This is a genomic window from Vreelandella neptunia (assembly GCF_022489065.1).
Lineage (GTDB): Bacteria > Pseudomonadota > Gammaproteobacteria > Pseudomonadales > Halomonadaceae > Vreelandella > Vreelandella neptunia_A.
In genome coordinates this window covers 13,126-35,319 of the sequence record NZ_JAKVTW010000029.1, presented here as the reverse complement: position 1 = coordinate 35,319, position 22,194 = coordinate 13,126, and the positions used below count along the sequence as shown (strand labels likewise).

22 protein-coding genes are annotated in these 22,194 nt (G+C 52.2%); 13 read left to right on the top strand and 9 right to left on the bottom strand.

Annotated elements, in window-relative coordinates:
• Both MLE19_RS21885 and MLE19_RS21880 read left to right on the top strand, forming a co-directional pair.
• On the top strand, positions 1–1,257 hold a 1,257-nt coding region (locus tag MLE19_RS21885), incomplete at its 5' end, for an ATP-binding protein (protein WP_240720472.1).
• A 44-nt stretch (positions 1,258–1,301) separates the two neighbouring features.
• Positions 1,302–1,841, top strand: coding sequence for a response regulator transcription factor (locus MLE19_RS21880; RefSeq protein WP_240720471.1), 540 nt, complete (start codon positions 1,302–1,304; stop codon positions 1,839–1,841).
• A 62-nt stretch (positions 1,842–1,903) separates the two neighbouring features.
• On the opposite strand, the gene MLE19_RS21875 is transcribed toward MLE19_RS21880, so the two are convergent.
• Positions 1,904–2,677, bottom strand: coding sequence for a 3-hydroxybutyrate dehydrogenase (locus tag MLE19_RS21875; protein ID WP_240720470.1), 774 nt, complete (start codon positions 2,675–2,677; stop codon positions 1,904–1,906).
• A gap of 69 nt (positions 2,678–2,746) precedes the next feature.
• The gene (hybE, locus tag MLE19_RS21870; protein WP_306420931.1) at positions 2,747–3,181 is read right to left on the bottom strand and encodes a [NiFe]-hydrogenase assembly chaperone HybE; all 435 of its coding nucleotides are present in this window, start codon (positions 3,179–3,181) and stop codon (positions 2,747–2,749) included.
• Positions 3,182–3,349: 168 nt separating this feature from the next.
• On the opposite strand from hybE, the gene MLE19_RS21865 reads away from it, so the two are divergent.
• Positions 3,350–3,613 (top strand): GrxA family glutaredoxin, encoded by a 264-nt coding sequence (locus tag MLE19_RS21865; protein ID WP_240720469.1) that lies wholly within the window; start codon positions 3,350–3,352, stop codon positions 3,611–3,613.
• Positions 3,614–3,753: 140 nt separating this feature from the next.
• On the top strand, positions 3,754–4,521 hold the full coding sequence (locus MLE19_RS21860; RefSeq protein WP_240720468.1) for a DUF1338 family protein: 768 nt from the start codon (positions 3,754–3,756) through the stop codon (positions 4,519–4,521).
• 85 nt (positions 4,522–4,606) lie between these two features.
• On the opposite strand, the gene MLE19_RS21855 is transcribed toward MLE19_RS21860, so the two are convergent.
• Together MLE19_RS21855 and MLE19_RS21850 are read right to left on the bottom strand one after the other, a co-directional pair.
• Positions 4,607–5,269, bottom strand: a complete 663-nt coding sequence (locus MLE19_RS21855; RefSeq protein WP_240720467.1) for a CoA transferase subunit B — start codon at positions 5,267–5,269, stop codon at positions 4,607–4,609.
• Between the two features lie 79 nt (positions 5,270–5,348).
• A complete protein-coding gene (locus MLE19_RS21850; RefSeq protein WP_240720466.1) occupies positions 5,349–6,047 on the bottom strand; it encodes a CoA transferase subunit A in 699 nt (232 codons plus the stop codon).
• A gap of 165 nt (positions 6,048–6,212) precedes the next feature.
• Here MLE19_RS21850 and MLE19_RS21845 point away from each other — a divergent pair, with 165 nt between their 5' ends.
• The 3 genes from MLE19_RS21845 (at position 6,213) to MLE19_RS21835 (ending at position 9,020) form a co-directional block, all read left to right on the top strand.
• Positions 6,213–7,109: a LysR family transcriptional regulator gene (locus MLE19_RS21845; RefSeq protein WP_240720465.1), complete on the top strand. Its 897-nt coding sequence runs from the start codon at positions 6,213–6,215 to the stop codon at positions 7,107–7,109.
• 130 nt (positions 7,110–7,239) lie between these two features.
• Positions 7,240–8,121, top strand: coding sequence for an acyltransferase (locus MLE19_RS21840; protein WP_240720464.1), 882 nt, complete (start codon positions 7,240–7,242; stop codon positions 8,119–8,121).
• Positions 8,122–8,153: 32 nt separating this feature from the next.
• Complete coding sequence (locus tag MLE19_RS21835) at positions 8,154–9,020, top strand: LysM peptidoglycan-binding domain-containing protein (protein ID WP_240720475.1); 867 nt, start codon at positions 8,154–8,156, stop codon at positions 9,018–9,020.
• An 82-nt stretch (positions 9,021–9,102) separates the two neighbouring features.
• Here MLE19_RS21835 and gcvT read toward each other — a convergent pair whose 3' ends face one another.
• Together gcvT and MLE19_RS21825 are read right to left on the bottom strand one after the other, a co-directional pair.
• Positions 9,103–10,215: a glycine cleavage system aminomethyltransferase GcvT gene (gene gcvT / locus MLE19_RS21830; RefSeq protein ID WP_240720463.1), complete on the bottom strand. Its 1,113-nt coding sequence runs from the start codon at positions 10,213–10,215 to the stop codon at positions 9,103–9,105.
• A gap of 143 nt (positions 10,216–10,358) precedes the next feature.
• Positions 10,359–11,768 (bottom strand): alanine/glycine:cation symporter family protein, encoded by a 1,410-nt coding sequence (locus MLE19_RS21825; RefSeq protein WP_240720462.1) that lies wholly within the window; start codon positions 11,766–11,768, stop codon positions 10,359–10,361.
• Between the two features lie 376 nt (positions 11,769–12,144).
• Between MLE19_RS21825 and gcvH the strand changes: the two genes are divergently transcribed.
• Both gcvH and gcvP read left to right on the top strand, forming a co-directional pair.
• Positions 12,145–12,534, top strand: a complete 390-nt coding sequence (gene gcvH, locus MLE19_RS21820) for a glycine cleavage system protein GcvH (protein ID WP_240720461.1) — start codon at positions 12,145–12,147, stop codon at positions 12,532–12,534.
• Between the two features lie 84 nt (positions 12,535–12,618).
• Positions 12,619–15,513 carry an aminomethyl-transferring glycine dehydrogenase gene (gene gcvP, locus MLE19_RS21815; protein WP_240720460.1) on the top strand — a complete coding sequence of 965 codons (2,895 nt, stop codon included), beginning with the start codon at positions 12,619–12,621 and terminating at the stop codon, positions 15,511–15,513.
• 59 nt (positions 15,514–15,572) lie between these two features.
• Here gcvP and MLE19_RS21810 read toward each other — a convergent pair whose 3' ends face one another.
• Positions 15,573–16,481 (bottom strand): LysR family transcriptional regulator, encoded by a 909-nt coding sequence (locus tag MLE19_RS21810; protein ID WP_240720459.1) that lies wholly within the window; start codon positions 16,479–16,481, stop codon positions 15,573–15,575.
• A gap of 147 nt (positions 16,482–16,628) precedes the next feature.
• Between MLE19_RS21810 and ppnN the strand changes: the two genes are divergently transcribed.
• The 3 genes from ppnN to MLE19_RS21795 all read left to right on the top strand — a co-directional run bounded on the left by ppnN (position 16,629) and on the right by MLE19_RS21795 (position 19,099).
• Positions 16,629–18,011: a nucleotide 5'-monophosphate nucleosidase PpnN gene (gene ppnN / locus MLE19_RS21805; RefSeq protein ID WP_240720458.1), complete on the top strand. Its 1,383-nt coding sequence runs from the start codon at positions 16,629–16,631 to the stop codon at positions 18,009–18,011.
• Between the two features lie 33 nt (positions 18,012–18,044).
• Positions 18,045–18,776 carry a sulfite exporter TauE/SafE family protein gene (locus MLE19_RS21800; protein WP_240720457.1) on the top strand — a complete coding sequence of 244 codons (732 nt, stop codon included), beginning with the start codon at positions 18,045–18,047 and terminating at the stop codon, positions 18,774–18,776.
• A gap of 122 nt (positions 18,777–18,898) precedes the next feature.
• Positions 18,899–19,099, top strand: a complete 201-nt coding sequence (locus MLE19_RS21795) for a hypothetical protein (protein ID WP_240720456.1) — start codon at positions 18,899–18,901, stop codon at positions 19,097–19,099.
• 128 nt (positions 19,100–19,227) lie between these two features.
• Here MLE19_RS21795 and MLE19_RS21790 read toward each other — a convergent pair whose 3' ends face one another.
• On the bottom strand, positions 19,228–20,064 hold the full coding sequence (locus MLE19_RS21790; RefSeq protein WP_306420929.1) for a DUF6694 family lipoprotein: 837 nt from the start codon (positions 20,062–20,064) through the stop codon (positions 19,228–19,230).
• Between the two features lie 301 nt (positions 20,065–20,365).
• Between MLE19_RS21790 and MLE19_RS21785 the strand changes: the two genes are divergently transcribed.
• Entirely contained in the window at positions 20,366–21,253 is an 888-nt protein-coding gene (locus MLE19_RS21785; RefSeq protein WP_240720455.1) for an NAD(P)-dependent oxidoreductase, read from the top strand.
• A 148-nt stretch (positions 21,254–21,401) separates the two neighbouring features.
• Here MLE19_RS21785 and MLE19_RS21780 read toward each other — a convergent pair whose 3' ends face one another.
• The gene (locus MLE19_RS21780; RefSeq protein WP_240720454.1) at positions 21,402–22,190 is read right to left on the bottom strand and encodes an SDR family oxidoreductase; all 789 of its coding nucleotides are present in this window, start codon (positions 22,188–22,190) and stop codon (positions 21,402–21,404) included.
• Positions 22,191–22,194: the final 4 nt, after the last annotated feature.

Below are 22,194 nucleotides of genomic sequence, written 5' to 3'. Positions count from 1 at the left end.
CCGCTTCCGCTGTCTACACCCAATCGAAACTTAGTAAGACTCACTATTGTGCGCGGTATCACCTGGACCGGTTTTTTACTGGCCATCATTGTCGGTGTCGAACTGCTCGCTTTCGACTTACCGGTGACGGCCGTAGTGAGTGTGGTGATCGCTATGGGCGCGCTTAACATTGCCACTTGGTGGCGATTGGGACGTCCACGTGCCGTCACCCACCTTGAATATTTACTGCATTTACTGGCCGACATTGCAGGGCTCACGCTGCTGTTTTACTTTTCGGGCGGCTCGACAAATCCCTTTATTACCTACTACTTGGTACCCGTTACCATCGCCGCAGCCACCCTACCCTGGCGCCACGCCTGGATCATTGCCGCGTGTTCTATGGCGGGCTATACCTTTTTAATGTTCTCTTACTACCCGATTCCCCAACTGGGCCATATTAATAGCGACAGCCCCTTGAGCCTGCACATATTAGGTATGTGGCTAAATTTTGGGCTTTCAGCCGGATTGGTGACGTTTTTTATCTACAAAATGGCCCATGCGCTGCGTAGCCGAGACCAGGCTCTCTCGCGCACCCGGGAAGCCGCGCTGCGTAATGAACAGGTATTGGCGGTGGCTACACAAGCGGCGGGTACCGCACACGAACTGGGTACGCCGCTCTCTACCATGGCGGTACTACTCAAAGAGATGCAGGCCGATGCGGCACCTACGTCAGAGTTGCACGAGGACATTACGTTATTGCGCCAGCAGGTGGATGTCTGCAAATCACGGCTGCAAAATTTAGTCTCTAATGCGGATCGACGCCGCATGGCTGAGCCTGAAGTGCTTGACGCAGAAGTATGGCTAGCAGGGGTCGTGCAGCGCTGGCTGGTACTCAGGCCCGATGTGAGCCATCAATTCGATGTCGCAGAGAAACGCGGTAAGCCGTGGCTGGCGGTTGACGCCACTCTGGATCAGGCATTAACGAATTTGCTCAACAACGCGGCCGACGCCAACCCGGAAAACATTGCGATCCGCTTGGATTGGCAAGATGAAAGCGTGGTGATTGATATTCGTGATCACGGCCCTGGCGTTGCCATGTCGATTGCTGACCAGCTGGGCGAGACGTTCATCTCTACAAAGAGTAAAGGCATGGGCATTGGCTTGTTTTTAACGCATGCCACCATCAATCGCTTTGGTGGCGGCGTAAGCCTGTATAATCACCCGGAAGGGGGTACGCTAACGGAAGTTACGCTGCCTCGCTGCGCGGCACCTGGTTAACAAACGGCCGCCCCACGCATCTCCTTTAATGGATTGAGGACACAATGCAAACGCGAGAGCAACGCCTGCTGATTGTTGATGACGATGAAATGTTTTGTCATGTGCTGAATCGCGCTTTAACCCGGCGTGGTTACGAGGTTATCGTTGCCCATGATGCTGAACAGGCGCTGGCAATGGCCGCGCAGTACCTACCCACCATGGCGACACTGGATCTTAAGCTTGAGAACAGCTCAGGCTTAAAACTGCTCCCAGAGCTATTAGCCCTCTCTCCCCACTGTCGCATTGTGGTACTGACAGGCTACTCAAGCATTGCCACTGCGGTTGAAGCCATTAAGCTCGGCGCCGTCAATTATCTTTGCAAGCCGGTAGATGCTGACGATGTGCTGACTGCCTTCGAACGCCAAAGCGGCGACCCTGATATTGAGCTTGCAGATAATCCGCCCTCGATTAATCGCATCACCTGGGAGCATATTCAGAAAGTGCTGCAGGAGCATGATGGCAATATATCGGCTACTGCCAGGGCCCTGGGCATGCACCGCCGCACCCTGCAGCGGAAACTACAAAAACGTCCGGTACGTCGCTAGGCTTTTTAAACCGCTCGTTTATTTAAAGCCCCCACCAGATGGCGGGGGTATAGAGCGCTGACTTAATGGGCTGTCCAGCCAAGATCAATATTAAAGCTTGACCCGGTCACGGCACCGGCTGCGTCTGATGCCAAGTAGGCGACTAACTGCGCTACTTCTTCAGGCTCTATCAAGCGTTTTATCGCCGCCTCTTTGAGCATCACTTTCTCAATAACTTCCTGCTCATCCATCCCGTGCAATTTAGCCTGATCGGCGATTTGATTATCCACCAGCGGGGTTTTTACATAGGCAGGGCAAACCGCATTGGCGGTAATGCCTTGCTCCCCGCCCTCCAGCGCGGCTGTTTTAGTTAAACCAATCATACCGTGCTTGGCGCTGATGTAGGCTGCTTTACCCGGCGAGGCTACTTGCGCATGTATCGAGGCCACGTTCACAATCCGTCCCCACCCCTTTTGGCGCATATGTGGCCAAGCCGCTTGTGTGAGCAGAAAGGGAGCGGTCAGCATCAGATCCATAATCTGCCGCCATTTTTCTTCGGGAAACGTCTCGATGGAAGCAACATGTTGAATACCGGCATTATTAACCAGTATATCAACACCACCAAAGCGTTTGACGGCATCGGCCACCGCTGCACGGCAAGCATCAGGGTCGGTGAGGTCAGCTTCAAAAAAAGCAGCACCGGCCTGTTCAGCAATCGCTTTACCTGCAGGATTAAAATCGACGGCAAGCACCTGATGCCCTAACTCGCAAAAATGCTTAACAACTGCCGCGCCAATACCACTGCTAGTTCCGGTTACCAGCGCTACACGCGGTGTTGCAACTGATGGGGAAGTCATAGGCAATTCCTTTTCATAAATGTTTCGTCATAGGTGGTTGGGGAATTTTGTTAGTATAACGGTGCTTATCTAGACGTCAGGCTCTTCGGCAGTTTGCATTAAACGCATCATCATTTGTTGAGCCAACCTTGCAGCCTCCTGCATATTTTCAAGCTCTTCCAAATTACTCAAAATTGCACGTTTATAGAGTTCGTATCCACTTGGCAAGCGTTCAAGAGATAGCTGATAGGCCCCTGAAGGTAATGAGAGCCTCAGTGAATCAGCAAGTGGCTCCGTCAGGCGGGATTGATCTGGCACCACAACCAACCAAAGCTCACAGGGTGTAATCAACGCGCCCACCATACTGTCACCATGATGCTGAAAGCATAGCGCATCAATCCCTAAACGCGGGTTCCAGCCCTCTTTTTGTTTGATCGCGGGTAGGTGGACATCTCGATATGCCTTCGCCAGTTCAGCAAGATATGCGTATTCGTCAGCGGTGAGCGTGTACATAGGCGTGTTCATGGTTCCCGGGTGATAACAGGCTTTAATGATCAGTGTAGCGAGCTGCTATTGGCGTATCGAGCGCTGCTCAGCCACAATGGGCTCAGATTTATCATCCAGCCATTGGGCTGTTGAATTCAATTACGACCCACTCTGTAACTTACCCTGCTTATCGTAAAGGAGCGCCCCATGTTTGTGGTTATTTTTGGTCGGATGTCATGCCCTTTCTGTGTTCGTGCCAAGCACCTGGCGGAACACTTGGAAAAAGCCGGTAAAATTGAAGGCTATCGCTATATTGACATGCCTTCAGAAGGTGTGACGAAAGAAGATATTGCCAAAACCGCAGGCAAACCCATTCATACCGTGCCGCAGGTGTTTGTTGATCAAACCCATGTCGGTGGATTTACCGAGTTTGATCAGTTTGTCCGCGATAAACAGCTCCTGGCCGTTTAATGGTATTAGGCCGCTTAAACTACCGTGCCGTTAAAACGCTCGTTAAACCCCGTTGAACCCTTGCCCCCCTTGCTTGCCTATACTGATGAGTTACTTAACGGCTCACGCTAGGTGTGCCATTTTTGGGCAAGGAGTTCACTATGCAGCGTCAGGAGTTTGTTCAGCAGCTGTGGCTAGACTATGTGCATACACACCCCGGCATTGGGGCATTACGTCTCTGGCCACTATCAACGACGGCCGAGTATTTAACTTTAGTAACGCTTAATTACGGCCCGTTTGCTGCCACCGCACTTAGCGGCAATTTAGCCCACATGGGTTACCGCGCGATAAGTCACTACGCCATGGCTGACAAAGGTTTGCTAGTGCATGTGCTTGCGCCGAGTGACGGCTCTAGTTGGCTGGTACTGGCGGAACTACAGATAGGCACACTCTCCAAAGCCCCCCGAGAAGCCATTGAAGGACTGGTTCGTCAATCCCATCCACAAGATTGCAAAGGTCATAACCTACTCTGCCGTGGCAGACCCTGGCCAATGCCTTCCTGGGCGCTTTACCAGCAGTTGCAACATGCTCACCCACTGGCTGCTTGGCTTGCGGTAATGGGCCCCCGCCTGCATCACGCCGGCTTTGATTGCGCTCAGCTAGGCGAGCCTTTAGAAGTCTTGAATCAGCGCCTTAACGAAGTGGGAATGCCTAGTTTACAAGAGCAGCAAAATGGCGTTTTTCCAGTATCGTCACTACTCAATCATCGCTTCTATCCCACCACACCACAAAAAACGGTATTCGCCGAGGGCGATGAACACCGTCTCTGTTTAGGTGGCTTGGCGCTCGTACAAAAACACGTTGATGATAATCAAAAGCGAATTGCCGACGTCCTGCTGCCCCATCACACGCGCTGTGAAATGGCGTGAGACGCTAACTTGAAAAGCGCTTGGAAAGGTTTAGCGTCTCATCTACCGATTTGAGAATTAACGTGTGATCGTCAGGTGCGTTCTATTAGGCATCAAATGTCATTTCGGGCACATGATCTGGCACGATAAGCTTGCCAGCGGTTTTCTCAATAATCTCTTCAACGCTGACGCCTGGGGCTCGCTCCTTCAAAATAAAGGCACCGTCTTTAATTTCTAAATAAGCCAAATCGGTCAAAACACGGTTAATGCAGCCCGCGCCAGTCAGCGGCAGTTCACATTTTTCCAGCAGTTTGGATTCGCCATGTTTAGAGGCATGCGTCATGGTGCAAATAATATTATCGGCACCGGCGACCAAATCCATGGCACCGCCCATACCTTTGATTAGCTTACCGGGGATCATCCAAGAGGCGATATTACCCTGTTGATCCACCTCAAAGGCGCCCAGAACGGTCAGATCCACGTGGCCCCCACGAATCATCGCAAAGGATTCTGCTGAAGAGAAAATCGCCGCGCCTGGGCGAGCCGTCACCGTTTCTTTACCCGCATTAATCATATCTGGATCAAGTTCGTCTTCGGTGGGATAACGCCCCATCCCCAACAGCCCATTTTCAGACTGCAGCATGACATCGATGCCATCTGGAATGTAGTTGGCAACCAGGGTGGGAATACCAATGCCCAAGTTAACGTAAAAACCGTCTTGAAGTTCGCGGGCAACGCGCTGAGCCATCTGTTCTCGTGTTAAAGCCATGGTGACTTCCTCTTGTTGAATCGTTAAATGAGAAGCTAATGAGACGTTTTTAATAGTCGATTATGAAAAAAACGGCGGCTTAACTGCGCACCGTGCGTTTTTCAATTCGCTTTTCAAACGTGCCTTGGATAATCCGATCCACATAAATACCCGGCGTATGAATCTGACTAGGCTCGAGCTCACCTGGCTCCACAATTTCTTCAACTTCCACTACGGTGATTTTTCCCGCCGTAGCGGCCATGGGATTAAAGTTTTGCGCCGTATGGCGGTACATTACATTGCCATAGCGGTCGGCTTTCCAGCCCTTCACAATGGCAAAGTCACCAATAATGGCTTCTTCTAAAATATAGTGTCGATCGTTAAAGACCCGCACTTCCTTGCCTTCACCAATCGGTGTGCCGTAGCCCGTGGCGGTGTAAAATGCCGGGATACCCGCACCACCCGCGCGCATTTTTTCCGCCAACGTACCTTGAGGGGTTAATACCACCTCAATCTCATCGTTGAGCATTTGCTTCTCGAACAGGGCATTTTCCCCTACATAAGACGCCAGAATCTTACTGATTTGACGATCTTCAAGCAGAACACCCAATCCAAAGCCATCAACACCACAGTTATTGGAAACAACGGTGAGATCGCTGACACCACGACGCTTGATTTCAGCGATCAGGTTTTCGGGAATCCCGCACAGACCAAAGCCACCAGCAATAACGGTCATACCGCTCTCGATGCCTTCCATTGCTTCTTCATAGGAAGATACACGCTTATCGAATCCTGCCATTTGTAGTGCCTCACCTTGTTGTCATTGATATGCGTTGTCAGTGATACGAGCTGTCGTTGATAGCCACCCCGCACCTAACAGTAGTGTCAGTGTTGTGCCAGATGATATATTTGTTAAGTTTGTTTTTCTTATCAATTTATTTGTAAAACTTATAAAAGGCACTTTATGACCGTCAAACAACTACGTGCTTTTCTGGCGGTCGCTCAAACGCTTAGCTTCACTCAGGCCTGCGAGCGGCTGCATTTATCCCAACCGGCGCTCAGCTTGGCGATTAAAGGCCTGGAAGACGCCTTAGGCGGTAAGCTGTTAATCCGCAGTACACGTAGTGTCAGGTTAACCCCAGAAGGCGAGTCACTGCTACCGCTAGCCAAACACTTGCTGGCGCAGTGGGATAATACTGAAGAGCGTTTGCGCCAGCGCTTCACGCTTCAACTGGGTCGACTGAGTGTCGCAGCGATGCCGGCTTTCGCCTGTAATTTGCTGCCGGCAGCGTTGGTGAAGTTTCGCCAGCAATACCCCAAAATCAACATTACTGTGCACGACGTGATCAATGAAGAAGTAACCCAAATGGTGCGCTCGCGACAGGTGGAAATGGGTATTGCCTTTTCTCCCGAAGGCACCGGCAGCCTGCTGTTTACCCCTTTATTTGATGATCATTTTGTCGCGGTGGTTCCACCAACTTCAACGTTGCTTCAGGCCTCTCAGCTCAAGTGGTCGACACTGCTTAGCGAGGACTTTATTACCCTACAGCGCCCTTCGATGGTACGCCGCCTGCTTGAACAAGAGCTGCGTAAGCAGCATATGGAACTCCCTGTGGCGTTTGAAAGCCATCAGCTCTCTACCGTGGGTAGAATGGTTGCTGATGGGCTAGGGGTTAGCGCGGTGCCCTCTATGTGCATTCGACAAATGCATGAGCTGGGCGCTCGGTGTATACCGCTAACAGCACCCGCCATCTCTTGTCAGGTGGGTATTTTAAACCACCAAGAGCTTTCAGTTGCTGCCCATGCGCTGCGCACCGTTCTCCTCAAAACGGTTCAAACGCCGTCACTTCCTCTCGACTAAACCACCGCTATGTTGATGAGCCAGTTCATGAAACAGTTGATGAGACGCACTGGGTTTCTGCTGGGCAGCGTGGCTAGGATCATTTAGCATTCAGGATTACGCTATTCGTCTGACGGTAAGGAAACCTGGTATGCCAATTTTAAAGGGGTTTGTCAGCACACTGCTGCTAACGCTCAACACGCTATTCTGGGGCGTACCTCTTATTCTCCTGACGCTACTCAAAGTGATTGCCCCTGGGCGGCAACTGAAGCAGCAAGTGCTCCAAGGCTTGAACTGGGTAGCGCTGAATTGGATTGGCTTTAATCTGTGGTGGATGCGGCACTGGCTTAAGCCTGAACTGCACATTAACGTGCCCGACCATTTGAGTCCTCAGCAGTGGTGGTTGGTCATCTCCAATCACCGCAGTTGGACCGATATTTTTATGCTGCTGATGGCGCTTCACCGTCGCATCCCGATGCCGCGTTTTTTTCTTAAACGCCAATTAATCTGGATCCCTATTGTAGGCCTGGCGTTTTGGGCGCTTGAATTCCCTTTTATGCGCCGCTTTAGTCGTGAGCAGATAACCAAAAACCCTAAACTCGCCACCATTGACCGTGAATCTACCGAGCGCATGTGCCAACAGGCGCGCAATAATCCCATTGCGATTTTCAACTTTGTCGAAGGCACGCGTTTTAGCGTCGCTAAGCGCGATGCACAACAAAGCCCTTATCGTCATTTGTTGCGCCCGAAAGCAGGTGGCGTAGCACAGGTACTTAGCCTGCTAGGAAATCAGTTAAATGGTATCCTAGACGTAACGATTAGCTATACCAATCCATCCCCCACTTTTTGGGGTTTTTTGTGCGGTAATGAGGCGCCCATTACGCTGCACGCACGACAACTGGATATTCCTCAGTGGATGCACGCACCAGACAACCACGACGAAAAGCAGCATAAGGAACGTTTCCACACATGGATCAATTCACTCTGGCTGGAAAAAGATGGTTTGTTGGACAGCAGCACCGATCACGACTAATTGGCGTATTAAGCAGCTGCCTATTAGCTGGAATGATGGCCGGTTGTGCCAGCGACCCTCAAACGTCATCGCAGCGTGCTTCCGCCCCCAGCGCTACCCAAATTAGTGGCGACTGGGTTCAGGTACAGCGCGGCGACACACTGGGCCAGATGGCGGCCCGTGCCAATGTGCCGTTAGAACGCTTACAGCGGTTTAATCCAGGTGTGGATGCTCGACGCCTTGAGGTAGGTCAACGACTGCTTATCCCCACTCAGCAAGAGCGTGCCCCTTCAGGTGGCCCTTATCGTTACCAAATTCGCCCTGGGGATACCTTCTCAAGCGTCGCCCGACAATTTGGTACGACGAGTGGTCGCATTCAGAGCGCCAACTCTAGCGCCTCACCCACCAATCTGCGAGTCGGCCAAGTGGTCAGTGTTCCGCTAAGCGGCTCAGCGACGCGCAGTGCAGCTAGCAGCAGTGGCTCATCCAGTGCCAACCGCCCCGCGGCTGCCCCGAGTAGCGCACCCAGTCAAGCTCTACCTGCATCTGCTCGCCGTTGGCCCTGGCCGCTAGACGATTATCGTGTGGTTAGGCGCTTTGGCCCAGATAGTCGCGGCACTCTACAGCCGATGCTACTGGCAACTCAGGATGGCGCGCAGGCAAAATCTGTCGCACCCGGTGAAGTACGCTTTGCTGATGGCATGCGCCAGCTGGGTGAGGTCGTGATCGTGCATCATGCGGATAATCTTCAAACCGTATACGCGCTTTGCGATCGCATATTGGTCGAGGTAGGCAAGCAGGTAAGTGCCGGAGATGCGCTTTGCGAGGTAGGTCAAAGCGAGTCTACCCAGCGCTATGATCTACTCTTTGACCTGCGCCAGGGCGGCAAACCTATAGACCCCAGGCAGGTGCTGCGCTAAGGCGCTTGTTACAACTAGGCGGCCCCTGCTTAAACAGGGACCGCTGGCTTCAAATGCTGGCTTTCTAGCGTCAACCGTCTTGTTAGCCGCGATAGTAGCCAGGCTTTACAAACGGCGTAGGGGTCACGACCATCGGCAACTGCTTACCGCGCACAACGGCAAATACGTTACTTTGTGGTGCTTCCCACTCACGCGTCACATACCCCATCGCCACCGGCTTACCAATGCTTGGACCAAAACTGCCTGAGGTAATTACCCCAATCTCATTGCCAGCTTCGTCTACCAGTTGCGCGCCCTCGCGTACGGGCGCACGGCCGTCGGCCAACAGCCCAACGCGCTTACGGGTATGATCTTTGCTATCGACTTGATGAAGGATAACGTCAGCGCCTGGAAAACCACTGGGACGTTCGCCTCCATGGCGACGCGGCTTACCAATTGCCCAGATAAGCCCAGCTTCGACTGGCGTCGTCTGCATATCCATATCATGCCCATAGAGGCATAGTCCGGCTTCTAGACGCAGCGAATCCCGCGCGCCCAAGCCAATGGCCTCTACTTCGGGCTCTGCTAGTAGCCGCTCGGCGAACGCTTCACAGGCGTCAGCTGCGACCGAGATTTCAAAGCCATCTTCACCGGTGTAACCGCTGCGGCTCACCCACACTTCCTGGCCAGCAATAGTAAAACGCCCATGCTGCATAAACACTAACTCGCAGGCTTCAGGGCAAAGCCGCTGCATTACATCACGCGCCTGGGGACCCTGAAGTGCCAACAGTCCCCGATCAAGCGGTTCGATCGTGTGCGTAGACGCTAAATTTAGCCGTAAATGGGCCAAATCCTGATCTTTACACGCAGCGTTCACGACCAAGTAAAAGTGGTCGCCTGCGTTAACTACCATCAGGTCGTCAATGATGCCGCCTTCAGTACTGGTGAAAAGCCCGTACCGCTGCGCGCCCTTTTCTAACCCCATTAAATCAGCGGGTATCAAGGTTTCTAAGGCTTCAGCGACATTGTCACCGGAGACACTAATTTGTCCCATATGCGACACATCAAACAGGCCGCACTTTTGCCGGGTGTGTTCATGCTCTTTTTTGACACCCAGCGGATACTGCACGGGCATGTCGTAACCAGCAAAAGGCACCATTTTGGCACCAAGCTTTATGTGCAACGCGTGAAGCGGGGTTTGCTTTAATTCGGACACAGGGCTTTCCTCACTTGAAAATTGCTCACTTAAAAACTGGGCGTTCAAAAAATAAGACGGGAAGCCACTTGCTCAGTGTCTTCCCGACTCAATCCATCTACAAATCAAACATTCACTTGCAGCTCATAACGCGCTGAAAGGTTTTATTGATCATGTTCCAGCTCTTCACCCGGCAGCACGTCTTTGCCGTCGAAATAGTCCTTGGTTAGCTTAAAGACTACCGGCGAAAGCAGTGCCAAAGCAATCAGATTGGGAATGGCCATCATGGCATTGAAGGTATCAGCCATTAGCCAGATAAAGCCCAACTGAGCGATAGCGCCCAGCGGGATCGCCAGTACGAACAGCACTCGATAGATCATAATAGAGCGCGTTCCAAACAGGAACTGGCAGCACTTCTCTCCGTAAAATGACCAGCCAAGAATGGTGGTGAAGGCAAAGATCGCCAAAGCAACTGCGACAATTTGATTCCCAAAGCCTGGCAATGCAGCATCAAATGAGAGCGCCGTTAGTGAAGCGCCCGCCTCGCCCTCAATCCATACCGTCGAGGTCAAAATCACCAGGGCGGTAATCGTGCAGACAATAATGGTGTCGATAAATGTGCCCAGCATGGCGATTAGCCCCTGACGCACAGGATTTTTGGTTTTTGCCGCCGCGTGGGCGATTGGCGCACTGCCTAAGCCCGCTTCATTTGAGAAGATGCCTCGGGCTACACCAAAGCGTATGGCTGCCATGACCGCCGCGCCAGCAAAACCGCCTGCCGCCGCCATAGGATTAAAGGCGTAATAGAAGATCAAGCCAAAGGCTTCACCAATCTGCCCGGCATTAATGATCAACACCACCAGACCCGCGACCACATAAGCGATGCCCATAATCGGCACCAGCTTGCCCGCCACCTTAGCAATACGCTTGATCCCCCCCAGAATAACCGCGCCAGCCAATACCATAATGACAACACCGGTGATCCAGTGCGGCACACCAAAGGTGGCGTCCATGGCATCAGCAACGGAGTTGGACTGGACGGTATTACCAATGCCGAAGGCGGCCACCGCGCCAAAGAAAGCGAACAAACCGCCTAACCAGAGCCATTTTTTGCCCAAGCCATTTTTAATGTAGAACATCGGCCCGCCCACGTGGAAGCCGGTGCTATCCGTTTCACGGTAACGTACCGCCAGTACCGCCTCGGCAAATTTTGTTGCCATGCCGACCAGCGCGGTAATCCACATCCAAAACACAGCGCCGGGGCCACCGAGCGCAATGGCCGTAGCGACACCGGCAATATTACCCGTACCGATAGTTGCCGAGAGTGCCGTCATCAAGGCATCAAAGGGAGAGATCTCCCCTTCGTCACCCTCTTTGGCTGGCGCCGCTTTACGCACGTCCGGCTTAGCATCACGCCCCGCCCACATTAGCTTGAAACCCATGCCGAGCTTTCTAATCGGCATCAGTTTCAAGCCAAGCTGTAAGTAAATCCCCACACCCAGCAGCAGAATCAACATCACGGGCCCCCAGACCACACTGTTGATCGCCCCCAAGAGGCTAGTTAATGTTTCCACGTGCATCTCCTTATTCTATTGATGGGTAATAATGATCAAGCTTACTAACGTCGCTAGGGTTATTCAGCAAACGATTTGAATGTTTTACACCATGAACTTAGCAAGCATCTAGGGTGATGTCGCTTGCGCATAGAGGATGCCGCTTTTTTCATAACCCCATTAACGCCTCCCCATTTCCTAGGCAAGTGGCAGAAAAGGCTCACTATGGAGCAACTAAGAAATTTGTTTCCAATTGGAAACACGTTAATATGCACCTTATTCGCTCGGCTATTTAACCAGCCATGTATCAGACTGTGCACCATATGACAGTCGCCAAGGCGAGCGACAACCGCTAGTATGCTCGGGTCCAGAAAACTGTTTCATATAGGAAAACATCATGAGCAATCTTCCTGCCAACCTTCGTTATGCTGAAAGCCATGAGTGGGTACTTGACCACAAAGATGGCACCGTTACTGTCGGCATTACCGATCACGCCCAGCAAGCGCTTGGTGACGTGGTATTTGTTGAATTGCCTGAAGTGGGTGCCGCACTGACGAAAGGCCAAGAGTTTGGTGTTATCGAATCGGTTAAAGCCGCTTCTGATCTCTACTCGCCCGTTGCGGGCGAAGTCATCGAAGTCAACGAAGCCCTAGAAGACGCTCCCGAGACCGTCAATGAAGCGCCTTATGAAGGCGGCTGGATCATGAAAGTCCGCCTAGACAGCGACGCTATCGACGGCCTGTTAGACGCAGACGCCTATCAAGCAACGCTGAGCGCTGACGACTAACGTTTATCGTTGAGCCTGCCCTCGCGGCAGGCTTTTCACGTATTGCCCCTGCACGGTTCTCTCTTAACGTTCGGAATCTTCCTAATGCCTTTTGAAACACGCCGCCTGGCCGAGTTGGCCGACCACGATGCTTTTATCAAACGTCATAATGGCCCAAGTCAAGATGACGTGGTCACCATGTTAAAAGCGCTCAATATGCAGCACATGGAAGATCTGATCGAACAGACCGTGCCAAGCGACATTCGCCTTGGGCGAGAGTTAGCGCTCGACGAACCGCGCAGTGAAGCGGAAGCCTTAGAGTATCTGGCCCAGCTAGCCCGCCAGAATCGCGTGGCTAAAAGCTACATTGGCCAAGGTTATTACGGTACTCACATGCCGGCGGTGATTCAGCGCAACGTGTTGGAAAACCCAGGTTGGTACACAGCTTACACCCCCTACCAGCCGGAGATTTCTCAGGGCCGCCTCGAAGGTTTATTGAACTTCCAGCAAGTGGTGATGGATTTAACCGGCATGGAGCTGGCGAATGCGTCACTGCTAGACGAAGCCACGGCTGCCGCCGAAGCCATGGCGCTGTGTAAACGTGGCAACAAGAAAAGCAAATCCAATGCCTTCTTCGTGGCCGATGACGTTTTTCCGCAAACGCTTGATGTGGTTAAAACACGCGCGGAGTTCTTTGGTTTTGAACTGATCACTGGCCCTGCCGAAGAGCTTGCTCGCCATGATGTGTTTGGCGCATTGGTACAGTACCCCTCTGCCAGTGGTCAAGTCGGGGACTTGGCGCCGCTGCTGAGCGAAGCCGCCGACCACAACATCATGACCTGTGTGGCCACCGACCTTTTGAGCCTGATACTGCTGAAAGAGCCCGGTAAGCTTGGCGCTGACATTGTGGTGGGCAACTCCCAACGCTTTGGCGTACCGATGGGGTTTGGCGGCCCGCATGCGGCTTTTTTTGCTACTTCTGACAAGCTCAAGCGCTCTATCCCTGGACGCATCATCGGTGTGTCCAAAGATAGCCGGGGTAATACGGCGCTGCGTATGGCCATGCAGACTCGCGAACAGCATATCCGCCGCGAGAAAGCGACCTCCAACATCTGTACCGCCCAGGCACTGCTGGCCAATATTGCCGGCTTTTATGCGACCTATCACGGCGCCGAAGGTCTGCGCAAAATTGCCGGTCGCGTTCACCGCCTGACCACCCTACTTGCTGAGGGCCTTAAGCAGGCGGGTGTATCGCTCGCACACGACAGCTGGTTCGATACGCTATGCGTAACAGGCGTTGATGCAGGTAAGATCCATGACCGCGCCATGACGCATGATATTAACCTGCACTATTTCGCCAATGGTGATGTGGGCATCAGCCTTGATGAAACCACTACTGCCCACGATGTAGCCACACTGTTTGACGTGCTGTTGGGCGACGAGCATGGCCTTTCTGTCGCCGTGTTAGATGAACAGGTTGTCGCTAATAACGCATCCGGCATCCCCGCCACTTGCCAGCGCGAAAGCGACTTTTTGAGCCACCCGACCTTTAGCCGCTACCGCAGCGAAACCGAAATGCTGCGTTACTTAAAGCGTCTTGAGAATAAGGATCTGTCGCTTGCCCATGCGATGATCCCGCTCGGCTCCTGCACCATGAAGCTTAATGCCACTAGCGAAATGATCCCGGTTTCCTGGCCCTCGTTTGCGCATTTACACCCGTTCGCACCTCGCGACCAAGTGGCTGGTTATCATCAAATGATCGATGAACTATCCGCCTTCTTAGTAGAAGTCACCGGTTATGATCATCTCTCTATGCAGCCCAACTCCGGCGCCCAGGGTGAATACGCAGGCTTAGTGGCCATTCGCCGCTACCAGGCAGCCCAGGGCGAAGGTCATCGCGATGTCTGTTTGATCCCCAGTTCCGCTCACGGCACCAATCCTGCTTCTGCCGCCATGGTGCAGATGAAAGTAGTCGTGGTTGAATGCGATCAAAATGGCAACATTGATATGGCTGATTTACGCGCAAAAGCCGAACAGCATCGTGATCAGCTGTCTGCCATTATGCTGACCTATCCGTCCACCCACGGCGTGTTTGAGACCAGCGTGCGTGAAGCGTGCAAAGTCGTTCATGATAATGGCGGCCAGGTCTATATTGACGGAGCTAACATGAATGCTCAGGTAGGCTTAACTCGCCCAGGCGACTTTGGCGGCGATGTGTCTCACCTTAATTTGCATAAAACGTTCTGCATTCCCCACGGTGGCGGCGGCCCGGGCATGGGCCCTATCGGCGTTAAAGCGCACCTTGCGCCCTACGTGTCTAATCATGTGGTCACACCGATCAACGGTGTGAATAGCGACAGCGGTGCGGTATCCGCAGCAGCGTTTGGCAGCGCCTCGATCTTACCGATCTCGTGGGCCTACATTAAAATGATGGGCGCGCGTGGCCTGCGGGAAGCCACCGAGCTTGCCATTCTAAACGCCAACTACATTGCCAAACGACTGGAAACGTCATTCCCGATTCTTTACCGCGGCCAAAACGGCACCGTCGCCCACGAATGCATCATCGATATTCGTCCGCTCAAAGCGGCCTCGGGGATTAGTGAGGAGGATATTGCCAAGCGCTTAATGGATTACGGTTTCCACGCGCCCACCATGTCATTCCCGGTGCCTGGCACGCTGATGATTGAGCCGACCGAGTCGGAGTCACTGTATGAAATTGATCGCTTCTGCGATGCCATGATTGCTATTCGCGGGGAGATTGCCCGGGTAGAGAGCGGTGAGTGGCCGCTGGATAATAATCCGCTGGTCAATGCGCCGCACACTCAAGCGGATCTCATGGACAATGAGTGGCAGCGGCCTTATGACCGCCAATTAGCCGCCTTCCCCACCGCTGCTGTGCAAGCGTCTAAATACTGGCCCGCTGTTAATCGCGTTGATAACGTGTTCGGCGATCGTCAGCTGATCTGCTCTTGCCCCACTATTGACGAGTATCGTGATTAACGGCTTAGCCAGCGAGATGTGAAACGATAACGTTTGAAGTGATTAATGCCCTTGATGTCTTAACCAGTAGACGGCATCAGGGGCGTTTTTTCCTGTATACGCTGGGCGTGAAAACCGTTCAACAGCTTTTCGTAGCGCTTAGGCAGTACGGAGTCACGACGGCGGAGCAGATAGAGCACTTCGTTAACCGCATTGGGCAGATTGAGCGCTTTCACTTGCCGCTGCCAGGGAGACGTTTCCAGTACCAATCTCGATACCACGGTAAAGCCTAGCCCCCTGGCGACCGCATCCAGCACCATACTGACTTCATTGGTAAAGCCTTGATGGCGGAAATGCGTCATTGAGCGAAACTCGTCCGGGTAATTTGCCCTTAACAGCGCATTGGCGTGGTTGATGCCATCGTAATAGTTGAGAAAGCCGATACCCATCAAATCAGACAGCGTACTACCGGCAAAGTCAGCGGGCACCACCAAGCAAAGAGGCTCCTGATGCCAAATAGAGCAATCAAGCGCTGAGTGGTTTATCGCCTCCGTCACGATGCCAATATCGTATCGGCCTTCAAGCAGATCATTCACAATTTCATGGTTAAACGCAAAGCTGTAGTTCACCGTTAAATTGGGGTGCATTTGCTGCTGACCCAATATGTAAGGATAAAACATCAACCCTACGCTTCCCGGTGAAGCAATACGGCAGTCGCCACTGTCGAGTGAGTCATCATCTAAGCCGTGACGAAACTGCTCATGCTCGGCAAACAGCTTTAGCGCATAATCATAAGCGCGCCGCCCCGTTTCGGTTAGCGTAAAACTTCGCCCTTTACGCTCTAGCAGCTCTTTATTTAAGTAGCTTTCCAACTTGCGTACATGCTGGCTTACGCCAGGCTGCGTCATTTCTAAGCGGTGAGCCGTTCGGGTAAAACTGCCTGTTTCCACTAACGTAATAAACGTACGAAAATATTGGGCGTTAAACATAGTAAAGAACCATTGTCTTTAGCAGCCATCCTTTTAAACAAGCCTCATAGTAGCACAGGGGCCAGCGTCGCCGTTGCGCCACTGTACCGGCTGCCCGAGCATGGTAGACTGCCAACAGCACTCAAACGACCAGGGACAGCCCCACTAATGACCGCAACCGTTCAACCCCGCGCCACCCTTTCCAGCATTATTTCCCCTGAAGGAAGCCTTGAAGTACTTTCTCAGCATGAAGTTAATCGGCTTCATAGCACCTCTCAAAGTGGCCTTCATGATCTGCTCCGGCGCTGCGCATTAGCGGTTTTAAATTGCGGGAACCCAAGCGACGATAGTTTGGCAATTTTAGAAGCCTATAAAGATTTTGATATCGAAGTATTGCAACAAGACCGCGGCATTCGCTTAAAGCTGACTAACGCGCCAGCGGAAGCGTTTGTAGATGGTCGTATGATTCGCGGTATCCGCGAACATCTCTCTTCGATCATTCGCGATATTGTTTACGTCTATAACGAAATTCAACACCATAATCGTTTTGACCTTAGTACGGGTGAAGGCACCACCAATGCGGTCTTTCATATTCTGCGCAAAGCGGGCACGTTAAAGCCCGGTCGCGATCCCAGCTTGGTAGTGTGTTGGGGTGGCCACTCTATTTCCCGTGAAGAGTACGAGTACACCAAAGACGTGGGCTATCACTTAGGCCTGCGTGATTTAGATATCTGCACCGGCTGTGGACCTGGGGCCATGAAGGGCCCAATGAAAGGGGCAAACGTCGCTCATGCTAAACAGCGCCGTACTGAGGGCCGCTACTTAGGCATTTCCGAACCCGGCATTATCGCCGCTGAAGCGCCCAACCCCATCGTTAATGAATTGGTGGTGATGCCGGATATAGAGAAACGCTTGGAAGCATTTGTCCGCCTCGGCCACGGCATTATCGTATTCCCTGGCGGTGTTGGTACCGCGGAAGAGATTCTCTATTTATTGGGTATTTTGCTGCACCCTAGCAACAAAGATATTCCCTTCCCGTTAATTTTCACTGGCCCTGCCGATTCCGCCGCCTACTTTCAGAAAATTGATGAATTCCTGGTCTACACCCTCGGCGAAGACATTCGTCGCTACTACACGATTATCACCGGCGACCCCGTTGCGGTAGCACGCACCATGCGCCATGGCATCGATGAAATCGCTGAATTCCGTCGCACGCATCAAGATGCTTTCTACTACAACTGGCGGTTAACCATCGCACGTGAATTTCAGGCCACTTTCGAGCCCACCCACGAGGCAATGCGTTCACTAGCGCTCCACCGCCAACAGCCTACCCACGAGCTTGCGGCCAACCTACGCCGCGCGTTCTCAGGGATTGTGGCGGGGAACGTAAAAGAGCCCGGCATTCGCGCTATCAAAGCCCATGGCCCTTTTGTGCTTACTGCTGAACCCGAGCTGATGCAGCGGTTGGATGAGCTTTTAACCTCCTTTGTAGCACAAGGACGCATGAAGCTAGACGGACAGCCGTACACGCCCTGCTACGTTCTTCAATAGCAGTCATCCATCGATATAAGCTGGGGCGCCTGTATGTTGATCGCGTTAATGACGCTATTAGCCGCGGGTATCGTTAAAGGCGCTATTGGCTCGGGTGTCCCGGTCATCGTCGTGCCCGTACTCACAATGCTCTACGATGTGCAGCTCGCTATTGCGGTTCTGGTTGCACCCAATCTGGTAAGCAATGCCTTACAGGTATGGCAGTATCGGCAACACTTACTGCCGTTACGTTTCCTGGCCCTATTTTCTGTCGCAGGTGGCCTGGGCATAGTGCTGGGAACATGGGGGCTGGTGGTGCTGTCATCAGAGCTACTCTCTATGGGTGTGGCGAGCGCGATTGTGCTGTATCTGGCTATTAGAGTGGCAAGACGCCGTATGGCTCTGCCATTTAATGTCGCAGAGCGAATAGTGATACCCGCGGGGTTACTGGCTGGCGTATTGCAAGGCGCCGCAGGCATGTCAGCCCCCGCCTCGGTGACGTTTCTCAACGCCATGCAACTGGAACGCCGCGTCTTTATCGGCTCCATTTCTGTCTTTTTTGTTGCCATTACCAGCGTGCAAATTCCTGCACTTTTAAGCGCAGGCATTTTAACGTTAGAGCGCTCGCTATACAGCGTTGTTGCCTTGATCATTATCGTGGTCGCCATGCCACTCGGCGCGAAGCTGGGCAAGCGCCTGCACCATCGCTGGTTTGATAATCTGATCATGCTGCTGCTGGCGGGTATCGCTTGCAAAATTTTTATCGATGCATGGTTGGCCGCTTAAAGGCTCCTCGCTGTCATTTCGCTCTGAGTAAGACAAAATAGGGAACCATTGCAGATAAAAAAGGCCTGAATAGCTACACTTAGAAGCCTTACCTCACGATCACCCATTGAAAGGAACTCAATATGTCGATGATTAATCAGTTAAAAGATGTAAATACCAAAGATTTTGCCAAGCACTGCTATGAAAGCAGCAGCGTAGAAAAACTCCGTGCTGCGTCTGAAGGCAGCCCCGACCATGATGAAATGGAGCATTGGGGGATTTCTGAAGGTCAGTGGGAAGAAGCGATTGTAGCTGCCCTGGCGGATCATGAAGCCAAAGAGTAAACCAAGAACGCCTTAATGACGTTAGTGTGTAACCAGTGCGCCCTACCGGGTAATCGGTAGGGCGCACTGGTTTTTGTGTATTTTAACCCCTGCTTTTAGCACGCTTAACTGGCTTACTTACTACGCCCCTAATCCGCCTGGGAAAGCGCAACACCACCATACTCCTCGCGAAGGCGCTCAAGCCTTGTTACTTCACTTTCGCTCAGATCCGGAGATGCCCATAGGGGTTGTTCGTCAGCACCGCGCAGACCTTCCAAGGTGACCGTTAGCGCTGCATTGCTAGGTATTTGAGTATCTCCCCACGGGCCGAAACGGTTGGGAGCAAGACTCCATTCCAGCGTTTCTCCTGGCTCGATCCCCCCCGCAACAACGTAGTAAAACGATTCATCAACCCAGGGTACAGAGCGATCAGGGCTAGTCACCACGCCTCTCAGTAAAAGCTCGGATACAACCTGGTCAGTTCCATTGGTGACTTTAATATCTATGACGGGCTCAGGAGCACCATAGGGGCTCTGACCCATGTAGTAGCGAGCCTGATCAATGCTGAACCGCGCCATCTGCTGCTGGTCATTGTCAGCGTTGGCCTGCTTCTCTTCCAACCGTTTTAACGTACGAATGGCCTGCTCACGCTCACGTGACCGACGCTCGCGGAGAATCTGGTCGGCTCGATGAATAACCTGATCGCCGGTTAATCCGTTCATTTGCGCATTGGCAGACTCAGCAATCTCAGCCGCATTCATGCGGTGTGGATTGAGAATATCGAGCCCGTCGAATGTCGATGCTGTGGCAATGATGATCAGTGCCTGATCAAAATCATCGCGCTTATAGCTAGGCAGTGAGTTACGCACTTCTTCGACCGAGACAACTGACGCAGGCATGGAGCTGGTGTCAATTTTGGGATCGGAGCAACCCGCCACCATGAGTAATGATAGCGCTATTGCAGACAGCCTCAGCAGGCTCCACATAGACTCACCTCAATACAAAAAAAGATAAAAAAATTGCTGAGGAGCTTAACCGAAAGTACCAATGACCACTACCCCTTGATACCGTCGAGCTGGTTTGTTCACTAACCCCAGTGGTAATCCACCCTCGCTTTATCTTTACTGCTAGATTTGAATCAGATAGCTGACAATCAAAGCTGAATGCCGACCAGCCAAAAAGCAGATAATGTGGTTGCTTGACTGCCCAAGGTTGTCTTTTGACTTACGCTGATTTAAAACCAAGCTGATTTAAATCCTAACAATTTTATAAAAAAGGAGCACTAAGATGCTAAGAATTGGTTTTATAGGCCTTGGCTTAATGGGCCAAGGTATGGCTGAAAACCTGATAAAACATAAATTCCCGTTAACGATTATGGCGCATCGAAATCGCGCGCCTGTGGAAGCACTATGCCAGTTAGGGGCAAACGAGGTGGGAACACCCGCTGAAGTGGCCACACAAAGTGAGCTGGTTTTTGTTTGCGTCAGTACCAGTGAGCAAATGGAAACCATCACGTTAGGCACTGAAGGACTGCTTTCCGGCGCGAAGCCTGGGTTGATTATCGTCGATTGCTCGACATCGTTACCTGAATCTACACAACGGTTATCCGCGAATATCGAAGCCGCAGGCTGCCACATGTTGGACGCCCCATTAGCAAGAACGCCAAAGGAGGCCCGGGAAGGACGGCTCAATGTCATGGTGGGCGGCAGTAAAACAGTAGTCGACCAAGCACGGCCAGCCATAGAAGCCTTCGCAGAAAATATATTTCATGTGGGTGAGCTAGGTTCCGCGCACAAACTCAAACTGATCAACAACTATCTATCGCTTGGAGCCGCTGCCCTGGCAGCTGAAGCGGCGGCGATGGCGGCAAACATGGATGTTGATCAACGCAAATTATATGAAGTGTGCTCACAAGGCGGCGCTAACAGCGCGATGTTCAACGCAGTTATGCCCTGGGTTCTTGAAGCAGATGAAACACGTTTGCGCTTTAGCCTGGGTAATGCCGGTAAGGACATGGGGTATTTAAGCGAAACGATCGCTGCATCTGGTTTTGATAGCATGATGCTGCCAGCCTTGCGCGAGGTGTTAAAACAAGCTGAACAGGCGCTGGGTAAGGATCAGTATGTCCCTCGGCTATACGACGCCACTATGCTGCGTAATGAACAAAATAATTAAGCCCCATGCAAAGCGACGACATTTGATATCTGTTGATTAAAAGCAGGCACAACATCGGCGCGGCGACTTCACCTCAGTGAAAATCGCCCGTCGATGTTTTTTAAAGCAGTGTTTTTGAAAGTAATGTTGTTGAAAGCAACGCGGTTGATCAATACGTTCCCGGGTAACTGCCGCCATCAAGTAGTATATTTTGACCGGTCATATAGCCAGCCTGGGCGCTACACAGAAAAGCACAGAAGGCGCCAAACTCTTCAGCGGTGCCAAAGCGCTGGGAAGGGACTTTTTGACGAAAGGATTCGCGCACATTGTCGTAGTCCTGGCCAGACGATTTTGCGACCCCTTGATGAGTGTTTTTTAAACGATCAGTATCAAAAGAGCCAGGCAACAAGTTATTAATGGTTACGTTGCGCCCAGCAAGCTGAGGCTGGCGGGCCAACCCCGCTATAAACCCCGTCAATCCACTACGAGCCCCATTGGATAGCCCTAAAATATCGATGGGTGCTTTGACTGCTGCAGAGGTAATATTAATCACTCGACCAAAGCCTCGCTCCGCCATTGCATCAACCGTTGCTTTGATGAGTTCAATAGGCGTCACCATGTTGACATCGACAGCGTCTAACCAATCCTGGCGTGACCAATCTCGAAAGTCCCCGGGTGGCGGGCCACCTGCATTGTTAATCAATATATCTATTTGTGGGCACGCGGCTAACGCCGCTTTACGTGTCTTTTCTTGTGAAATATCACCCGCCACGGTGAGTACCGTTACATCGGGGTTCATTTGTCGTAAATGTGCCGCCGTTTCTTCCAACACCTGAGCGGTACGTGCGTTGATGACGACATTCACCCCCTCCATCACCAAGGCCTCTGCACACCCTTTTCCAAGACCTTTACTCGCGGCACAGACCAATGCCCAACGACCTGCAATTCCCAGTTCCATTTTC

What these genes read in the sequence shown, in the direction of transcription:
- MLE19_RS21880 (WP_240720471.1), top strand. Translation starts at nt 1,302, where the DNA reads ATGCAAACGCGAGAGCAACGCCTGCTGATTGTTGATGACGATGAAATG.
- MLE19_RS21875 (WP_240720470.1), bottom strand. Translation starts at nt 2,677, where the DNA reads ATGACTTCCCCATCAGTTGCAACACCGCGTGTAGCGCTGGTAACCGGA.
- hybE (WP_306420931.1), bottom strand. Translation starts at nt 3,181, where the DNA reads ATGAACACGCCTATGTACACGCTCACCGCTGACGAATACGCATATCTT.
- MLE19_RS21865 (WP_240720469.1), top strand. Translation starts at nt 3,350, where the DNA reads ATGTTTGTGGTTATTTTTGGTCGGATGTCATGCCCTTTCTGTGTTCGT.
- MLE19_RS21860 (WP_240720468.1), top strand. Translation starts at nt 3,754, where the DNA reads ATGCAGCGTCAGGAGTTTGTTCAGCAGCTGTGGCTAGACTATGTGCAT.
- MLE19_RS21855 (WP_240720467.1), bottom strand. Translation starts at nt 5,269, where the DNA reads ATGGCTTTAACACGAGAACAGATGGCTCAGCGCGTTGCCCGCGAACTT.
- MLE19_RS21850 (WP_240720466.1), bottom strand. Translation starts at nt 6,047, where the DNA reads ATGGCAGGATTCGATAAGCGTGTATCTTCCTATGAAGAAGCAATGGAA.
- MLE19_RS21845 (WP_240720465.1), top strand. Translation starts at nt 6,213, where the DNA reads ATGACCGTCAAACAACTACGTGCTTTTCTGGCGGTCGCTCAAACGCTT.
- MLE19_RS21840 (WP_240720464.1), top strand. Translation starts at nt 7,240, where the DNA reads ATGCCAATTTTAAAGGGGTTTGTCAGCACACTGCTGCTAACGCTCAAC.
- MLE19_RS21835 (WP_240720475.1), top strand. Translation starts at nt 8,154, where the DNA reads ATGATGGCCGGTTGTGCCAGCGACCCTCAAACGTCATCGCAGCGTGCT.
- gcvH (WP_240720461.1), top strand. Translation starts at nt 12,145, where the DNA reads ATGAGCAATCTTCCTGCCAACCTTCGTTATGCTGAAAGCCATGAGTGG.
- gcvP (WP_240720460.1), top strand. Translation starts at nt 12,619, where the DNA reads ATGCCTTTTGAAACACGCCGCCTGGCCGAGTTGGCCGACCACGATGCT.
- MLE19_RS21810 (WP_240720459.1), bottom strand. Translation starts at nt 16,481, where the DNA reads ATGTTTAACGCCCAATATTTTCGTACGTTTATTACGTTAGTGGAAACA.
- ppnN (WP_240720458.1), top strand. Translation starts at nt 16,629, where the DNA reads ATGACCGCAACCGTTCAACCCCGCGCCACCCTTTCCAGCATTATTTCC.
- MLE19_RS21800 (WP_240720457.1), top strand. Translation starts at nt 18,045, where the DNA reads ATGTTGATCGCGTTAATGACGCTATTAGCCGCGGGTATCGTTAAAGGC.
- MLE19_RS21795 (WP_240720456.1), top strand. Translation starts at nt 18,899, where the DNA reads ATGTCGATGATTAATCAGTTAAAAGATGTAAATACCAAAGATTTTGCC.
- MLE19_RS21790 (WP_306420929.1), bottom strand. Translation starts at nt 20,064, where the DNA reads ATGTGGAGCCTGCTGAGGCTGTCTGCAATAGCGCTATCATTACTCATG.
- MLE19_RS21785 (WP_240720455.1), top strand. Translation starts at nt 20,366, where the DNA reads ATGCTAAGAATTGGTTTTATAGGCCTTGGCTTAATGGGCCAAGGTATG.
- MLE19_RS21780 (WP_240720454.1), bottom strand. Translation starts at nt 22,190, where the DNA reads ATGGAACTGGGAATTGCAGGTCGTTGGGCATTGGTCTGTGCCGCGAGT.